The following is a 15657-nucleotide window of genomic DNA, read 5'->3' on the forward strand; positions in this document are numbered from 1 at the left end:
GGTGGCCGAAGCCTTGATACCCATCTTGTGTTCGATAGAGCCGCAGTGCACCGCATTGCGCTCGCCGGAGTCGGCATGGAACTTGGGCACGATAAACAATGAGATGCCCTTGGTGCCCGCCGGCGCGTCCGGCAGCTTGGCCAGCACCAGGTGGATGATATTGGCGCTCATATCGTGCTCACCGGCCGAGATGAAGATCTTGCTGCCGGTGACCGCGTAACTGCCGTCTGCCTGCGGTACGGCGCGGGTCTTGATCAAGCCCAGGTCGGTGCCGCAGTGGGCTTCGGTCAGGCACATGGTACCGGTCCATTCGCCGGCGGTGAGTTTGCTCAGGTAAGTGGCTTTCTGTTCGTCGGTGCCGTGGGCGTGGATGGCGGACATCGCACCGTGGGTCAGGCCAGGGTACATGCCCCAGGAGGTGTTGCTGGAACCGATCATCTCGCTCAGCACCAGGCCCAGGGAATGGGGCAGGCCCTGGCCACCGTAGGCTGGGTCTGCCGCCACGCCGTGCCAGCCGCCTTCCACATACTGGGCAAAGGCTTGCTTGAAGCCTTTGGGCGTGGTCACCACGCCATTATCGAAATGGCAGCCCTCTTCATCGCCGCTGCGATTGAGCGGCGCGAGTACGTTTTCGCAGAACCTGGCGCCTTCTTCGAGGATCGCACTGACCATGTCCGGGCTGGCATCCGTGGCGCCCAGGGCCGCGTAGTGGCCGTGGAAATCGAATACGTTGTCGATCAGAAAGCGCATGTCGCCCAGGGGAGCTTTGTACTCAGGCATGGCAATGTCTCCGGCAGCAGATAGGGTTAACCTACTGCCGGCCATGGCCGTGGACAATCACTGTAGCGCTGCTGAATACAGCGCCATTACTCAACCGGCAGCGCTCTCCATGCGCACCGCGCCACGGCGGGTTTGCCCGGCTGCGACCACACAGTTACGCCCCGCGCCCTTGGCGGTGTAAAGCGCCTGGTCGGCGGATTTGAGCACCTCGTCGGGGCTGCGTTGCTCGGCCTGGCGCTCGGCCACGCCGATGCTTACCGTCACCGACACACTGGACGCGCCGCTGCCCGCACGGCGCTGGCGGCCTTGATGATCGTCCTGGGGGCGGTCCGGGTTGCGCAACTTGATGTCGTAGCTGGCGATGATCTCGCGGATCTCCTCCAGGTGCGGCATGCACTCATCCAGGGTCTTGCCGGCAAACACCACGGCAAACTCTTCACCGCCGTAACGGTAGGCCCGCCCGCCTCCATTGACCTTGGACAACTTGCTCGCCACCAGGCGCAGCACCTGGTCGCCCACGTCGTGGCCGTGGGTGTCATTGAAACGCTTGAAGTGATCGACGTCGCTCATCGCCAGCACATAGTTGCGACCTAGCCGCTGCATGCGCTCGTTGAGGGCACGGCGCCCCGGCAAGCCGGTGAGTTCATCACGGAACGCCATTTGATACGCCTCGTGCGCCACCCCCGCAGCGATCATCAACATCACCTGGCTGCACATGATGTTGAGGGTGAACGGCAGGATGAAGGTTTGCGGCAACATCCAGAACATGCCCAGCAACCCCACCAGTTGCGCGGCGTGCAGCGGGCGCGGCTGGTACCAGTATTGGGCGGCCAGGGTGAGAAAACCGATCAGGAACATCGGGTACGAGAGCTGGATCAGGCTCATCCAGGCGCCATGCAGCATCGGCCAGCGAATCTCCGCTAGCCAGCCCAGCAAGGCTTGGGGGAAGCTTTGTTCCAGGGCCAGCGCCACACTGCCCACCGCCAGCAGCACCGCGCAGCGGGCGACGAAGTCACGAAACAGATGGGTTTTTTCCTGCCACAGCGCATAAATGCTGAACAGCAAGGGCAACAGCAGGCAACACAGGTGGAACACCACCGCAGCGTCTTCACGCACGCGGCCGTTGTCGCGGTAGAAGTCGGTCTGGGTATCCAGCAGGAAATAGGCGACGTACACCGTGACCATCAGGAACAGTTCACGCTGGCGTCGATACACCGCGCAATAGGCGCCGCCAAGCAACAGGACCAGGGTGGGCAACACGTTGAACAGCGAGGTGAAGAAGACGCTGAGGTCCTTGACGTACGCAGCCGAGAGCCCGGCCAGCAACAGCAGCAGCGAAGGGAGAAAATGGCTGAAACGTACAGCGGACACGCGTGACAAGGGTAAAACTCCGACCCGCAAACAAATAATGGCACTGTGCCTCTAAGCGGTCAGTTAAGCACAACTGACCGATCATGTATCACATTGCCATCACTGTAACGGCAGCTCACCGCAATCCCTGAGTGCGTTACTGCGGTTTTTTATGCGCGCCTTGTGTAGGAGCGAGCTTGCTCGCGAAGATCCCATAGGCACCGCGCTTATCCAGAATGCCCGCGTTATCGTTAACGACCTTCGCGAGCAAGCTCGCTCCTACACAAGGGCAAAAAAAACCGCCGCTTCCCGAAGGAGGCGGCGGTTTTTAGAAGAACCCGGTAAGGCTTAGTAAGCCAGGCCGAAGTCTTCTTCTTTCATGTCCATCAGGTTGTTGGCGCCCGACAGCATGGTTGCCACGTGGGTGCGGGTACGCGGCAGGATGCGCTGGAAGTAGAAGCGCGCAGTCTGCAATTTCGCGGTGTAGAACGCCTCTTCGCTGGTGCCGGCGGCCAGTTTCTCGGCAGCCAGGCGTGCCATGTCGGCCCAGAAATAAGCCAGGCACGCGTAGCCGGAGTACATCAGGTAGTCCACCGAAGCAGCACCGACTTCTTCACGGTCTTTCATCGCGGCCATACCGACCTTCATGGTCAACTCGCCCCACTCTTTGTTCAATGCCGCCAGCGGTGCCACGAACTCGTTAACCGCTTCGTTGCCTTCGTTGGCCTGGCAGAACTTGTGCACGATCTTGGTGAAGCCCTTGAGCGCTTCGCCTTGGGTCATCAGCACTTTACGGCCGAGCAGGTCCAGCGCCTGGATGCCGGTGGTGCCTTCGTACAGCATCGAAATGCGGCTGTCGCGCACGTTCTGCTCCATGCCCCACTCAGCGATAAAGCCGTGGCCACCGTAGATCTGCACGCCGTGGTTGGCCGATTCAAACCCGACTTCGGTCATGAACGCCTTGGCAATCGGGGTCATGAAGGCCAACAGGGCATCGGCCTGCTTCTTCGCTTCGTCGTCGGTGCCGTACTTGACGATGTCCACTTGCTTGGCGGTGAAGTACACCATTGCACGGTTACCTTCGGCGAAGGCTTTCATGGTCAGCAGCATGCGGCGTACGTCAGGGTGCACGATGATCGGGTCAGCGGCTTTATCCGGTGCTTTCGGGCCGGTCAGGGAGCGCATTTGCAGGCGGTCACGCGCATATTTCAAGCCGCCCTGGAAGCCGATCTCGGCGTGGGCCAGGCCTTGCAGCGCGGTGCCCAGGCGAGCGGTGTTCATAAAGGTGAACATGCAGTTCAGGCCTTTGTTCGCCGGGCCGATCAGGAAACCGGTGGCCGCGTCGAAGTTCATCACGCAGGTGGCGTTGCCGTGGATGCCCATCTTGTGTTCCAGGGAACCACAGGTGACCGCGTTGCGCTCGCCCACCGAACCATCGGCGTTGGGCAGGAACTTGGGCACGATAAACAGCGAGATACCTTTGGTGCCAGCCGGCGCGTCCGGCAGGCGGGCCAGTACGATGTGGACGATGTTGTCGGCCATGTCGTGTTCGCCGGCCGAGATGAAGATCTTGGTACCGGAGACTTTGTAGGAACCGTCAGCCTGAGGCTCGGCCTTGGTGCGCAGCATGCCCAGGTCGGTGCCGCAGTGTGGCTCGGTCAGGCACATGGTGCCGGTCCATTCGCCCGACACCAGCTTGGTCAGGTAAGCGTCTTGCTGCTCGGGGGTGCCGTGCTCGGAAATGGTGTTCATCGCGCCATGGGACAGGCCAGGGTACATGCCCCACGACCAGTTGGCTTCGCCGACCATTTCGCTCACGGCCAGGCCCAGGGATTCCGGCAGGCCTTGGCCACCGTGCTCCACGTCGTGGGCCAGGCTTGGCCAGCCGCCTTCGACGAATTGTTTGTAGGCTTCTTTGAAACCCGCAGGGGTTTTAACGCCTGACTCACTCCAGGTACACCCTTCGATGTCGCCCACGCGGTTCAACGGTGCCAGTACTTGCTCACAGAACTTGGCGCCTTCTTCGAGGATGGCGTCGACCATGTCCGGAGTAGCGTCCTGGCAAGCCGGCAGGCTCTGATAGTGCGCTTCATAACCGAGCAGTTCGTCGCGAACGAAGCGAATATCACGCAAGGGGGCCTTGTAGTCAGGCATAGCGATAAACCTCTGCTGATGTATCTGGGATGAACAACCGCGTGGATTTGTTATGGCGGTCAAACAGGTGTTTGAAACATACGTTTACGACCCAGGGTTGTCAAGCGTCGGCCAGATGCCGTTTGTCTTGACGCGGGTCAGCGTCAGGCACGGCGAGGCCTGCGGCGGGATGCCTCATGGATTTAAGGACGAGCAGAATGTCGCAGAACGACTGTGGGAGCGGGCTTGCCTGCGATGCAGGCGCCAGGGTGTATCAGGCAGTAGCGTTGATGCTATCGCAGGCAAGCCAGCTCCCACAGAGAGGAGCGGGCGTGCGATAGATAAGTTAAGCGTAGGTATCGATCAAGGTACCGAGCATTTCGTCCGAAGCCTTGGCGACTTTCGCCCCCAGCTCGACTTGAAACTTGCCCTGGGCCATTTCCACCATGTTGCTCGCCGAATTGGACGCTTGGGCGCGGTCATTGGCTTGCAGACGGTCGCTTTGCGCGGCCGATGGCTGGGTGGTTCCGGCGCTGGCAATCTTGCCGGCCGCCTGGTCGACACGGTTCTGCCCGGTCTGAATAGTGCTCAGGCCCGAATAAAACGCGCTGCTTCCAGAGATGTCCATGGCGTAAGCCTGCCTTTAGAGAATCGTGAAGCCCGATTGAACCAGACATCCTGGCAAAAGGCCCGTCAAAAACACTAATGGCATATTGCCTTAGCGATAGCCAAAATCAGTCAAGCAGGTCCAGCTCCAGGTACTCGGCCACCGCGGCAGCCCCGGCATGCTTGAGTTTAGGCACTCGCCCCAGGCAAGGCGCGGGCAGGCGCTCAGCCAGGGTGGCGAGGTTTTCTTCCAGACGAGAGGTCTTGGGGTCGATGATATTTGCCACCCAGCCCGCCAGCGGCAAGCCATCCCGTGCGATGGCTTCGGCGGTGAGCAACGCGTGGCTGATGCACCCCAGGCGCACGCCCACCACCAGGATCACCGGCAGCTTGAGCGCCATGGCCAGGTCCGACAGGTTGGCCTGGTCGGCCAAGGGCACGCGCCAACCGCCTGCCCCTTCGATCAAGGTGAAGTCCGCGCCCCGTGCCAGGACCTGCTGCATCGGTTTGAGCAGCGATTGCACCGTGAGCCCGACGCCCGCCTCGCGCGCCGCCAGATGCGGCGCGATAGCTGGCTCGAAGGCCACCGGGTTGACCTCGGCATAACTGAGCGGCACGGAACACTCGGCCAGCAACGCCAACGCATCGGCATTGCGCAGGCCCTGGGCCGTCAGTTGGCAGCCCGACGCCACCGGTTTTCCGGCAGCCGTGCTTTTGCCGGAGAGCCTGGCGGCATGCAACAGGCCAGCGGCGATGGTGGTTTTGCCAACATCGGTGTCTGTACCGGTGATGAAGTACGCGGCGCTCATAACGGTTTCTCCAGTACGGCATACACCACCTGGTACGTGGCGGGCAGGCCCTGGGCCTGGCGGAACTGCTCGTAGGCCTCTACCAACGCGACAATCCGCGTACGGCCCGTCAACCCTCCCGGGCGGCCTGGGTTGAGGTTGTGGGCGCCCAATGCCTTGAGCTCATGGGTCAGGCTGCGCACATCCGGGTAATGCAACACATGGGGCTTTCGCTCCAGGCTGACAACGCGCAAACCACTGGCCGCACACAGTTGCTGATAAGCCTCGAAGGTGCGGAAGCGATTGACGTGGACCAGGCCATCCGCCGCCCGCCAACTCTCGCGCAACTCATCCAGGGTGCCTACGCACAGGCTGGCAAAGGCCAGCACGCCACCTGGTCGCAGCACACGCCTGGCTTCACTGAGCACCGCATCAAAATGGGCACACCACTGCACCGCGAGACTGGAGAAGAACAGCTCGAAGCTGTCAGCTGCAAGCGGCAAGCGTTCTGCATCGCCGGCTATAAAGTGCGCAGCGCCACCCCGTGGACGCGCGTGGTTGAGCATACCCTCGGCAATATCCAACGCCACACCCTGGCTACCGGGCAAACGCTCGCCCAATACGCGGCTGAAGTAACCCGTGCCACAGCCCATGTCCAGCCAACGCTGGGGCACCAGGCCGTGCGGCAAGCGGCTGAGCAGTTCATGCCCGACCGCACGCTGCAACTCGGCCACGCTGTCGTAACTGGCCGCCGCACGGGAGAACGAGGCCGCAACCTGGCGCTTGTCCGGCAAGCCCCCAGGCAAGGGCGGGTGGGATAGGTCAGTCATCAACACACTCATGCAAAAAAGCCTGGATAGCCCCGGCTACTCCGTGAGGGTCTTCCAGAAGAAACGCGTGACCGGCCTGTTCAATCAGTCCGATTTCTACATCGGGGAGCAAGGCCAGCAGGTCGCTGGCGGCTTCGGCAGGCACCAGCTCATCCAGGCCGGCAAACAGGTGCAACTGAGGGCCGCGAAAAGCCTGCAAGGCCGCCCGCGTATCCAGTTGGGCCAGCAGCTCCAGGCCGGGCATCAAGACGCTGGGGGAGGTATTCGGCGCACCGCTGACCAATAACCGCGACAAGCCGCGTGGGTCTTCGGCCCCCTTGGCACACAACAGGCCAAAACGCTTGAGCGTGACTTGGGAATCGGCGTGGCAGCCGGCCAAAAATGCATCGAAGGTTTCGGCAGGCATCCCGTGAGGCCAGCCGTCATGGGCGACGAAACACGGGTTGCTCGCCAGGGTCAGCAAGCCACAGCACCGCTCGCCACGGCGCGCCGCCAACTCGGACGCGAGCATGCCGCCCAGCGACCAGCCCCCGAGCCAGGCGTTGTCCGGCAGCGTCGCATCGAGTTCATCGAGCCATTCACCGAGTTCACTGGCCTCAAGCGCCGGCAAGGGTTCGATCTGTACCTGCAAATGCTCGTTCAGGCCATGCAACGCAGCGGCCAACGGTTCCAGCGGTGACACACCCAGGCCCCAGCCCGGTAGCAGGATCAGTCGATTACGCATGGCCAGACTCCGAGTCGCCTAATAAGCGAAAACACGCTTGCAACCCTTCTAACAGTAGCTGCACCTGCGCTTCGCTGTGGGCTGCCGTCAATGTCACCCGCAGACGGGCACTGCCGGCGGGCACCGTCGGTGGGCGAATGGCAGTCACCATCAGGCCGCGCTCGCGCAGCATCTGCGACAGGCGCAGTGCCCGGGCGCTGTCACCCACCAGGATCGGCTGGATCGGCGTAAAACTGTCCATCAACGCCAGGCCTATCTGCTGCGCGCCATGACGAAACTGGCGGATCAACGCGTTGAGGTGCTCGCGTCGCCAATGTTCGCTGCGCAGCAGTTCCAGGCTTTTGAGGGTGGCGCAGGCCAGTGCCGGCGGTTGGCTGGTGGTGTAGATATACGGACGGGCGAATTGGATCAGGCTCTCGATCAAGTCCTCACTGCCAGCCACAAAGGCCCCGGCGGTGCCGAACGCTTTGCCCAAGGTGCCAACCAGCACGGGCACGTCGTCCTGGCTCAAGCCGAAATGCTCGACGATACCGCCGCCATTGGCGCCCAGCGGGCCGAAGCCATGGGCGTCATCCACCATCAGCCAGGCCCCTTTGGCCCGGGTTTCACGGGCCAGCGCGGGCAGGTCGGCAAGGTCGCCGTCCATGCTGAACACACCGTCGGTGACCACCAAGGTATTGCCGGTGGCTTTCTCCAGGCGCTTGGCCAGGCTACCCGCGTCGTTATGCAGGTAGCGGTTGAAACGCGCACCGGACAGTAAGCCGGCATCCAGCAAAGACGCGTGGTTAAGCCGGTCTTCCAGTACCGTATCGCCCTGCCCCACCAGCGCCGTGACCGCGCCGAGGTTGGCCATGTAGCCGGTGGTGAACAGCAAGGCACGCGGGCGACCGGTCAAGTCAGCCAGGGCTTCTTCCAGCTCATGGTGCGGTGTGGCGTGGCCCACCACTAAATGCGAAGCGCCACCGCCCACGCCCCAGCGGGACGCACCGGCGCGCCAGGCTTCGATCACTTGCGGGTGATTGGCAAGGCCCAGGTAATCGTTATTGCAGAACGCCAACAACGGTTGCCCGTCCACCACCACCTGCGGGCCTTGGGGGCTCTGCAGCAAGGGGCGCTGGCGGTAAAGATGGTCGGCACGGCGGGCAGCGAGGCGCGCGGCGAGATCGAATGACATGCTGGCCTCGATTCAACAGGTTCAACTGCGTCCAATGTGGGAGCTGGCTTGCCTGCGATAGCGGTCCTTCTGACACTTCTACGCTGAAAGTGCCGCCGTCATCGCAGGCAAGCCAGCTCCTACACTGGAATGCATTCCAAAGGTGGTTACACCACAGCGTTGTAGAACTGCTCGCTGCTCTTTTGCTCCACCAACGCCTGCTCGATCGCCGCCTGGTGCACTTCGTCGGCATGCTCTTCACGGGCTTCGGGCAGGATGCCCAGGCGTGCGAACAATTGCATGTCCTTGTCAGCCTGGGGGTTGGCGGTGGTCAGCAGTTTGTCGCCGTAGAAGATCGAGTTGGCGCCGGCAAAAAACGCCAGGGCCTGCATCTGCTCATTCATGGCTTCGCGGCCGGCCGACAGGCGCACGTGGGACTGCGGCATCAGGATGCGCGCCACCGCCAGCATGCGGATGAAATCGAAGGGGTCGATGTCATCGGCGTTTTCCAACGGCGTGCCCGCTACCTTCACCAGCATGTTGATCGGCACCGACTCCGGATGCTCCGGCAGGTTGGCCAGTTGGATCAGCAAGTTGGCACGGTCGTCGAGGGACTCGCCCATGCCGAGGATACCGCCCGAGCAGATCTTCATCCCCGAATCACGCACATAGGCGAGGGTTTGCAGGCGCTCGCTGTAGGTGCGGGTGGTGATGATCGAGCCGTAGAACTCCGGCGAGGTGTCGAGGTTGTGGTTGTAGTAGTCCAGGCCGGCCTGGGCCAGGGCTTCGGTCTGGTCCTGGTCGAGGCGACCAAGGGTCATGCAGGTTTCCAGGCCCATGGCCTTCACGCCTTTGACCATTTCCAGCACATAGGGCATATCTTTGGCCGATGGATGCTTCCACGCCGCGCCCATGCAGAAACGCGTCGAACCGATGGCCTTGGCGCGCGCGGCCTCTTCGAGGACCTTCTGCACCTCCATCAGCTTCTCTTTTTCCAGGCCAGTGTTGTAGTGGCCCGACTGCGGACAATATTTGCAATCTTCCGGGCAGGCGCCGGTCTTGATCGACAGCAGGGTCGAGACCTGCACGCGGTTGGCGTCGAAATGCGCGCGGTGCACGGTCTGCGCCTGGAACAACAGGTCGTTGAAGGGCTGCACGAACAAGGCTTTGACTTCAGCTAAAGACCAATCGTGACGCAGGGTGGCAGAGGTGCTGGCGCTCATGGGCGATTCCTTGATTATGCTTTGGCAAGCGCTGTGGGAAGGGCAATACCCACAGGCACGACACGGATGCTCGGCATATTTAAGGAAGATTCATGCACTGTCAACCTGAGTACAAACATCAAGTTTACATCTGGTTAAAAAGCATACAACTCTGCCTGATTTGCGATGAGAGCACTGAATCAGCCGAGGCCGTGTGCAGCGCCTGCGAAACAGAATTGCCATGGCTGATGGAACAATGCGAGCGTTGCGCACTGCCCTTGCCCATGGATGGGTTGATCTGCGGCCAGTGCCAAAAACAGCCTCCGGCCTTTCACCAAGTGATCGCGCCATGGACCTACAGCTTTCCAGTGGACACCCTGATCAGCCGCTTCAAGCATCAGGCGCGTTGGCCGCTGGGGCACTTGCTGGCGCGCCTGCTGGGGCAGCACTTGCAGCATCGCTTCGATAACGCCGAACTGGAGCGCCCCGACTGCCTGCTGCCGGTGCCCATGGCGCGCAAACGCCTGCGCGAACGCGGCTTTAATCAAGCGTTGATGCTGGCCCGCTGGCTCAGTCACGCCCTCGACATTCCCATTGATGAACACGCGCTGTTGCGCCCCCATGAAACCGTGGCGCAGCAAGACCTCGATGCCAAGACCCGCAAACGCAACCTGCTCAACGCCTTCGCACTGGCCCCCGGCATCCGGGTTGCCGGGCAACATGTGGCGCTGGTAGACGACGTCCTCACCACCGGCGCCACCGCCCACGGCTTGGCGCGCTTGTTGATAAATGCCGGCGCACGCCAGGTGGACGTGTATTGCCTGGCCCGTACGCCCAAGCCCGGCAGCTGACTTGACTCCCCTGCGCCAGCGCGGCAACGTCGGCGCATCTCACCCAAGCGTATCTGCCATGTCTGTGCCCAGCCCTCTCAACCAACACATCATCCGCCGCCCCCAGCGTATTGCCTTGCTGGGGCATATCGCCGAGCAGGGCTCCATCACCCGTGCGGCCAAGAGTGCCGGGTTGAGTTACAAGGCCGCCTGGGACGCCATTGATGAGCTGAACAACCTGGCGCAAAAACCGCTGGTGCAACGCAGCGTCGGCGGCAAGGGCGGTGGCGGCGCCAAACTGACGCAAGAAGGTGAACGGGTGCTGCGCCTTTATCAGCGCCTGCAACTGCTACAGGCCGAGATCCTTGGCTCTGACGAAGCGGCCAGCGACTTCGACCTGCTGGGCCGCTTGATGCTGCGCACCAGCGCGCGCAACCAATTGCACGGCCAGGTCAGCGCCATAGAGAGCCATGGCCACAACGACATGATCCGCCTGCAACTGGCCGGAGGCCTGCACCTCGACGCGCAGATTACACACGACAGCACCCTGCGCCTGGAACTGCAGACCGGCGTGGAAGTGGTCGCGCTGATCAAGGCCGGATGGCTGGAATTACTGGCGGAGGGGCAAACCGAAACACTTGGACACAATTGCCTGGAAGGCAGTATCGAGACCATTCGCGCCGCCGAAGACGGCCCCAGCGAGGTACGTATCACCCTGCCCAACGGCCAAGTGTTGTGCGCGCTGGCGCAGCCCGTCGCACTCAAGGCCATCGACGCAGCGCAGGGCCAGCCGATCCGCGTGCAGTTTGCACCCAGCCATGTATTGCTCGGCACCCCGGTGTAACGGGCCCGCGTCTTCAAGCTGCAACAATTCGGTCACAAGCGCTGCTTAAGGTGTCTGCAAAAACCTTAAGGAGCCTGTGATGAGCCTATTAGAAGAAAACCAAGCCACCGACCTTGAACAGATGGTGGGCCTGACCCGCCGTCGTTTTATCGGCGCAGGCGCCCTGTGCGGCGCTGCGATGTTCCTTGGCGGTAACCTGCTGAGCCGCAGCGCCCTGGCGGTGAATGCCGCCTCCGCCAGCCCGCTGCTGGGGTTCACCAGCATCGCCGCCGCCACCAGCGATACCATCACCCTGCCACCTGGCTACAGCGCTTCGGTGCTGATCAGTTGGGGCCAGCCCCTGCACAAGCACGCCCCGGCTTTCGACCCGTCCGGCCATGGCACCGCCAAGGCCCAGGAACAACAGTTCGGCGACAACAACGACGGCATGAGCCTGTTTGCGTTCCCGGGCGACGACAACCGCGCACTGATGGCGATCAACAACGAATACACCAACTATCGCTACCTCTACGCCCACGGCGGCGCGCCACAATCTGCCGAAGATGTGCGCAAGGCCCTGGCCAGCGAAGGCGTGTCGGTGATCGAAGTGCGGCGTCAGGGTGACACCTGGCAGTTCGTCCAGGACTCGCGCTACAACCGGCGCATCCACGGCAATTCACCGATCCGCTTGAGCGGCCCTGCCGCCGGCCATGACTGGCTTAAAACTGCCGCCGACAAGACCGGTAAAAAAGCCCTTGGCACGTTCCAGAACTGCGCCAACGGCAAGACCCCGTGGGGCACTTACCTGACCTGCGAAGAGAACTTCACCGATTGCTTTGGCAGCAGCAACCCGCAGCAAACCTTCGACGCAGGGCAGAAGCGCTACGGCGTGGTGGCCGCCAGCAAGGACATCAACTGGCATCCGCACGACCCGCGCTTTGATATGGCCAAGAACCCCAACGAACTCAATCGCCATGGCTGGGTGGTGGAAATCGACCCGTTCGATCCGCAGTCCACCCCGGTCAAGCGCACGGCCCTGGGGCGTTTCAAACACGAAAACGCGGCCCTCGCCGAAACCCGTGACGGCCGCGCCGTGGTGTACATGGGCGACGATGAACGCGGTGAGTTCATCTACAAGTTCGTCAGCCGCGATCAGATCAACCACAGCAACCCGAAGGCCAATAAAGACCTGCTCGACCACGGTACCTTGTACGTGGCGATCTTCGACGCGGGCGACGGCAACGCCGACCATCCCAAGGGCAAAGGCCAGTGGGTTGAACTCACCCATGGCAAAAACGGCATCGACGCCAGCAGCGGGTTCGCCAACCAGGCCGAGGTGCTGATTCACGCACGCCTGGCCGCCAGCGTGGTGAAAGCCACACGCATGGACCGCCCGGAATGGATCGTGGTCAGCCCCACCGACGGCCAGGTTTATTGCACCCTGACCAACAACGCCAAGCGCGGCGAAGAGGGCCAGCCAGTGGGCGGCCCCAACCCACGGGAGAAAAACGTCTACGGCCAGATCCTGCGCTGGAAAGCCGACGCCGATAACCACGGTGCCACGGACTTCACCTGGGACCTGTTCGTGGTGGCCGGCAACCCCGGCGTACATGCCGGCAACCCCAAGGGCGGCTCATCCAACATCAACCCGCAAAACATGTTCAACAGCCCCGACGGCCTGGGCTTCGACAAAGCCGGGCGCCTGTGGATCCTCACCGATGGCGACTACAGCAACGCTGGCGACTTTGCGGGCATGGGCAATAACCAGATGCTGTGTGCCGACCCGAGCACCGGTGAAATCCGTCGCTTCATGGTGGGGCCGGTGGCGTGTGAGGTGACGGGGATCAGTTTTTCGCCGGACCAGAAGACGCTGTTCGTGGGCATTCAACACCCGGGTGAAACCGGTGGCTCGACCTGGCCGGAACACTTGCCCAATGGCAAGCCGCGGTCGTCGGTGATGGCGATTCGGCGGGACGACGGCGGGATCGTAGGCGCCTGATACACCGCTATCGCAGGCAAGCCAGCTCCCACATTTTGATGTGTAAATACATGCCAGTGTGGGAGCTGGCTTGCCTGCGAAGGCGTCCGCACAGCCACCGGCTATCTATGCTGTTACCATACCCGGCCGGACGCGGCGCCCTGCTGCGCGCAGGAGTTCGCATGGCCCACCCGTTTGAAACACTCACCCCAGACCTGGTGCTCGACGCCGTCGAAAGCATCGGTTTCCTCAGCGACGCGCGAGTTCTAGCGCTCAACAGCTACGAAAACCGCGTGTACCAAGTGGGCATCGAAGACGCCGAACCGCTGATCGCCAAGTTCTATCGTCCCCAGCGCTGGACCAACGAGGCGATCCTGGAAGAACACCGCTTCACCTTCGAACTGGCCGAGTGCGATGTACCGGTGGTCGCCCCGTTGGTCCACAGCGGCGAGAGCCTGTTTGAACACGCAGGTTTCCGCTTCACCCTGTTTCCCCGCCGTGGCGGCCGCGCGCCGGAGCCGGGCAACCTCGATCAGCTTTATCGGCTCGGGCAACTGCTCGGGCGTTTGCACGCGGTGGGCTCCACCCGTCCGTTCGAACACCGCGAAGCCCTGGGGGTGAAGAATTTCGGTCACGACTCCCTCACCACCTTGCTTGAAGGCAACTTCATTCCCAAAAGCCTGTTGCCGGCCTACGAGTCCGTGGCCCGCGACCTGCTCAAGCGGGTGGAAGACGTGTATGCCGCCACCCCGCACAAAAACATCCGCATGCACGGTGACTGCCACCCCGGCAACATGATGTGCCGCGACGAGATGTTCCATATCGTCGACCTGGATGACTGCCGCATGGGCCCGGCGGTGCAAGACCTGTGGATGATGCTGGCTGGCGACCGCCAGGAATGCCTCGGCCAGCTCTCGGAACTGATGGACGGCTACCAGGAATTCCACGACTTCGACCCCCGCGAACTGGCGCTGATCGAACCGCTGCGCGCCCTGCGCCTGATGCACTACAGTGCCTGGCTGGCGCGACGCTGGGACGATCCCGCATTCCCCCATAGCTTTCCGTGGTTTGGCAGCGAGCGGTATTGGGGCGACCAGGTGCTGGCGTTGCGCGAGCAACTGTCGGCGCTCAATGAGGAACCGCTGAAGCTCTTCTGACCTGGCCCTGCCTCCTGTGGGAGCTGGCTGTCCATGCTCGCCCCCACGCTCTGCGTGGGCGCGCATCCTGTGACGCTCCGCGTCACGATTTAAGAGCAGACGCAGAGCGTCCAAGGCGGCGTTACCACGCAGAGCGTGGGAACGAGCGTTGTCTGACAAATATCCTTACAATTGCGCTTTGTTAGCTGCCTAAGCAAGGATTTTGCAATGCAAGCCGCCAACCCTCGCAAGGGGTACATCCTGGGCCTGAGCGCCTATGTCATCTGGGGTCTGTTCCCGCTCTACTTCAAAGCCATCGCCAGCGTGCCCGCCGCCGAGATCATCGTGCACCGCGTGTTGTGGTCGGCACTGTTCGGTGGGCTGTTGCTGATGGTGTGGAAACATCCCGGCTGGTTTCGCGAACTGCGCGACAACCCCAAGCGCCTGGCGATCCTGGCCCTCAGCGGTTCGTTGATCGCCGCTAACTGGCTGACCTATGTGTGGTCGGTGAACACCGGGCGCATGCTTGAAGCCAGCCTGGGTTATTACATCAACCCGCTGGTGAATGTGCTGCTGGGCATGCTGATCCTCGGCGAGCGCCTGCGTCGTTTGCAGTGGGTGGCTGTCGGGTTGGCTGCGGCGGGTGTGGCGCAGCAGGTGTGGCAGGTCGGTAGCCTGCCGTGGGTGTCGTTGGCACTGGCGCTGACGTTTGGCTTCTACGGTTTGATCCGCAAGCAGGCACCGGTCAAGGCGCTGCCAGGGCTGGTGGTGGAAACCTGGATGCTGGTACCGATTGCCGTCGCCTGGTTGCTGTTCAACCCGACCGCCCACAGCGCGCAACTGGCGTTCTGGAGCACCTCCGAAGCCTGGTGGCTGGTAGCCGCAGGCCCGGTGACGCTGATTCCTCTGGTGTGTTTCAACGCCGCTGCACGGCATTTGCCCTACACCGCCCTGGGATTTTTGCAGTATGTGGCGCCGACGCTGGTGTTGCTCGAAGCCGTGCTGTTGTTCGGTGAACACCTGGCGCCGAGCACGTTGATCGCCTTCGCCTTTATCTGGGCCGGGTTGGTGGTGTACAGCCTGGATGCCTGGCTGACCGTGCGCAAACGCTGATCAAATAACGTACAAACCTCTGCAAGCCACAGCATTCGTGGCTTGCAGCGTTCCACCCCAAGGTTATCCACAACCTGATCCCCGCCATTTGTGCACAAGCCCTTGAAACTGCTCGTTTTTTGCTCAACTTGCGCAGATGCCCGGCGGGCGTGGCCTGGCGTCGGGTCTCTACAGGTTATCCACAGGCCCATGCAAGATTTCGATGCATAAC

General features: G+C 62.2%; 14 protein-coding genes. 5 read left to right on the forward strand and 9 right to left on the reverse strand.

Annotated elements, in window-relative coordinates; genetic code table 11:
- The 9 genes from GIW04_RS04760 to bioB all read right to left on the reverse strand — a co-directional run.
- A partial coding sequence (locus GIW04_RS04760) for an acyl-CoA dehydrogenase family protein (RefSeq protein ID WP_236478939.1) occupies positions 1-780 on the reverse strand: 780 nt, incomplete at its 3' end.
- A 90-nt stretch (positions 781-870) separates the two neighbouring features.
- Positions 871-2160 (reverse strand): GGDEF domain-containing protein, encoded by a 1290-nt coding sequence (locus tag GIW04_RS04765; protein ID WP_014720203.1) that lies wholly within the window; start codon positions 2158-2160, stop codon positions 871-873.
- Between the two features lie 318 nt (positions 2161-2478).
- A complete protein-coding gene (locus GIW04_RS04770) occupies positions 2479-4284 on the reverse strand; it encodes a phenylacyl-CoA dehydrogenase (protein WP_003194790.1) in 1806 nt (601 codons plus the stop codon).
- Positions 4285-4609: 325 nt separating this feature from the next.
- Positions 4610-4891 carry a hypothetical protein gene (locus tag GIW04_RS04775; protein WP_003194792.1) on the reverse strand — a complete coding sequence of 94 codons (282 nt, stop codon included), beginning with the start codon at positions 4889-4891 and terminating at the stop codon, positions 4610-4612.
- 106 nt (positions 4892-4997) lie between these two features.
- Positions 4998-5678: a dethiobiotin synthase gene (gene bioD / locus GIW04_RS04780; RefSeq protein ID WP_120247549.1), complete on the reverse strand. Its 681-nt coding sequence runs from the start codon at positions 5676-5678 to the stop codon at positions 4998-5000.
- Complete coding sequence (gene bioC / locus GIW04_RS04785; protein WP_120247548.1) at positions 5675-6487, reverse strand: malonyl-ACP O-methyltransferase BioC; 813 nt, start codon at positions 6485-6487, stop codon at positions 5675-5677. Before bioC ends, bioD begins: the two co-directional genes overlap by 4 nt.
- Complete coding sequence (locus GIW04_RS04790) at positions 6480-7211, reverse strand: alpha/beta fold hydrolase (RefSeq protein ID WP_032894997.1); 732 nt, start codon at positions 7209-7211, stop codon at positions 6480-6482. Before GIW04_RS04790 ends, bioC begins: the two co-directional genes overlap by 8 nt.
- On the reverse strand, positions 7204-8385 hold the full coding sequence (gene bioF / locus GIW04_RS04795; RefSeq protein ID WP_120247547.1) for an 8-amino-7-oxononanoate synthase: 1182 nt from the start codon (positions 8383-8385) through the stop codon (positions 7204-7206). Before bioF ends, GIW04_RS04790 begins: the two co-directional genes overlap by 8 nt.
- Positions 8386-8531: 146 nt before the next feature.
- A complete protein-coding gene (gene bioB, locus GIW04_RS04800) occupies positions 8532-9587 on the reverse strand; it encodes a biotin synthase BioB (RefSeq protein WP_014720209.1) in 1056 nt (351 codons plus the stop codon).
- A gap of 92 nt (positions 9588-9679) precedes the next feature.
- Between bioB and GIW04_RS04805 the strand changes: the two genes are divergently transcribed.
- The 5 genes from GIW04_RS04805 to rarD all read left to right on the forward strand — a co-directional run bounded on the left by GIW04_RS04805 (position 9680) and on the right by rarD (position 15446).
- A complete protein-coding gene (locus GIW04_RS04805; RefSeq protein ID WP_120247546.1) occupies positions 9680-10417 on the forward strand; it encodes a ComF family protein in 738 nt (245 codons plus the stop codon).
- A 58-nt stretch (positions 10418-10475) separates the two neighbouring features.
- The gene (locus tag GIW04_RS04810; protein WP_094773872.1) at positions 10476-11240 is read left to right on the forward strand and encodes a TOBE domain-containing protein; all 765 of its coding nucleotides are present in this window, start codon (positions 10476-10478) and stop codon (positions 11238-11240) included.
- A gap of 79 nt (positions 11241-11319) precedes the next feature.
- Complete coding sequence (locus tag GIW04_RS04815) at positions 11320-13218, forward strand: PhoX family protein (RefSeq protein ID WP_094773873.1); 1899 nt, start codon at positions 11320-11322, stop codon at positions 13216-13218.
- A gap of 161 nt (positions 13219-13379) precedes the next feature.
- Entirely contained in the window at positions 13380-14354 is a 975-nt protein-coding gene (locus tag GIW04_RS04820) for a serine/threonine protein kinase (protein ID WP_120247545.1), read from the forward strand.
- Between the two features lie 207 nt (positions 14355-14561).
- A complete protein-coding gene (gene rarD / locus GIW04_RS04825; protein WP_003194813.1) occupies positions 14562-15446 on the forward strand; it encodes an EamA family transporter RarD in 885 nt (294 codons plus the stop codon).
- The last annotated feature ends 211 nt before the right edge of the window (positions 15447-15657 follow it).

Origin of the sequence: Pseudomonas sp. PA-4-8C (assembly GCF_021606625.1) — a bacterium.
GTDB lineage: Bacteria > Pseudomonadota > Gammaproteobacteria > Pseudomonadales > Pseudomonadaceae > Aquipseudomonas > Aquipseudomonas lactis.

Excerpts from the sequence above, each read along its gene's own strand:
- GIW04_RS04805 (WP_120247546.1), top strand. The coding sequence starts at position 9,680 with ATGCACTGTCAACCTGAGTACAAACATCAAGTTTACATCTGGTTAAAA.
- GIW04_RS04790 (WP_032894997.1), bottom strand. The coding sequence starts at position 7,211 with ATGCGTAATCGACTGATCCTGCTACCGGGCTGGGGCCTGGGTGTGTCA.
- bioC (WP_120247548.1), bottom strand. The coding sequence starts at position 6,487 with ATGACTGACCTATCCCACCCGCCCTTGCCTGGGGGCTTGCCGGACAAG.
- GIW04_RS04775 (WP_003194792.1), bottom strand. The coding sequence starts at position 4,891 with ATGGACATCTCTGGAAGCAGCGCGTTTTATTCGGGCCTGAGCACTATT.
- rarD (WP_003194813.1), top strand. The coding sequence starts at position 14,562 with ATGCAAGCCGCCAACCCTCGCAAGGGGTACATCCTGGGCCTGAGCGCC.
- GIW04_RS04815 (WP_094773873.1), top strand. The coding sequence starts at position 11,320 with ATGAGCCTATTAGAAGAAAACCAAGCCACCGACCTTGAACAGATGGTG.
- bioF (WP_120247547.1), bottom strand. The coding sequence starts at position 8,385 with ATGTCATTCGATCTCGCCGCGCGCCTCGCTGCCCGCCGTGCCGACCAT.
- bioB (WP_014720209.1), bottom strand. The coding sequence starts at position 9,587 with ATGAGCGCCAGCACCTCTGCCACCCTGCGTCACGATTGGTCTTTAGCT.
- bioD (WP_120247549.1), bottom strand. The coding sequence starts at position 5,678 with ATGAGCGCCGCGTACTTCATCACCGGTACAGACACCGATGTTGGCAAA.
- GIW04_RS04820 (WP_120247545.1), top strand. The coding sequence starts at position 13,380 with ATGGCCCACCCGTTTGAAACACTCACCCCAGACCTGGTGCTCGACGCC.
- GIW04_RS04770 (WP_003194790.1), bottom strand. The coding sequence starts at position 4,284 with ATGCCTGACTACAAGGCCCCCTTGCGTGATATTCGCTTCGTTCGCGAC.
- GIW04_RS04810 (WP_094773872.1), top strand. The coding sequence starts at position 10,476 with ATGTCTGTGCCCAGCCCTCTCAACCAACACATCATCCGCCGCCCCCAG.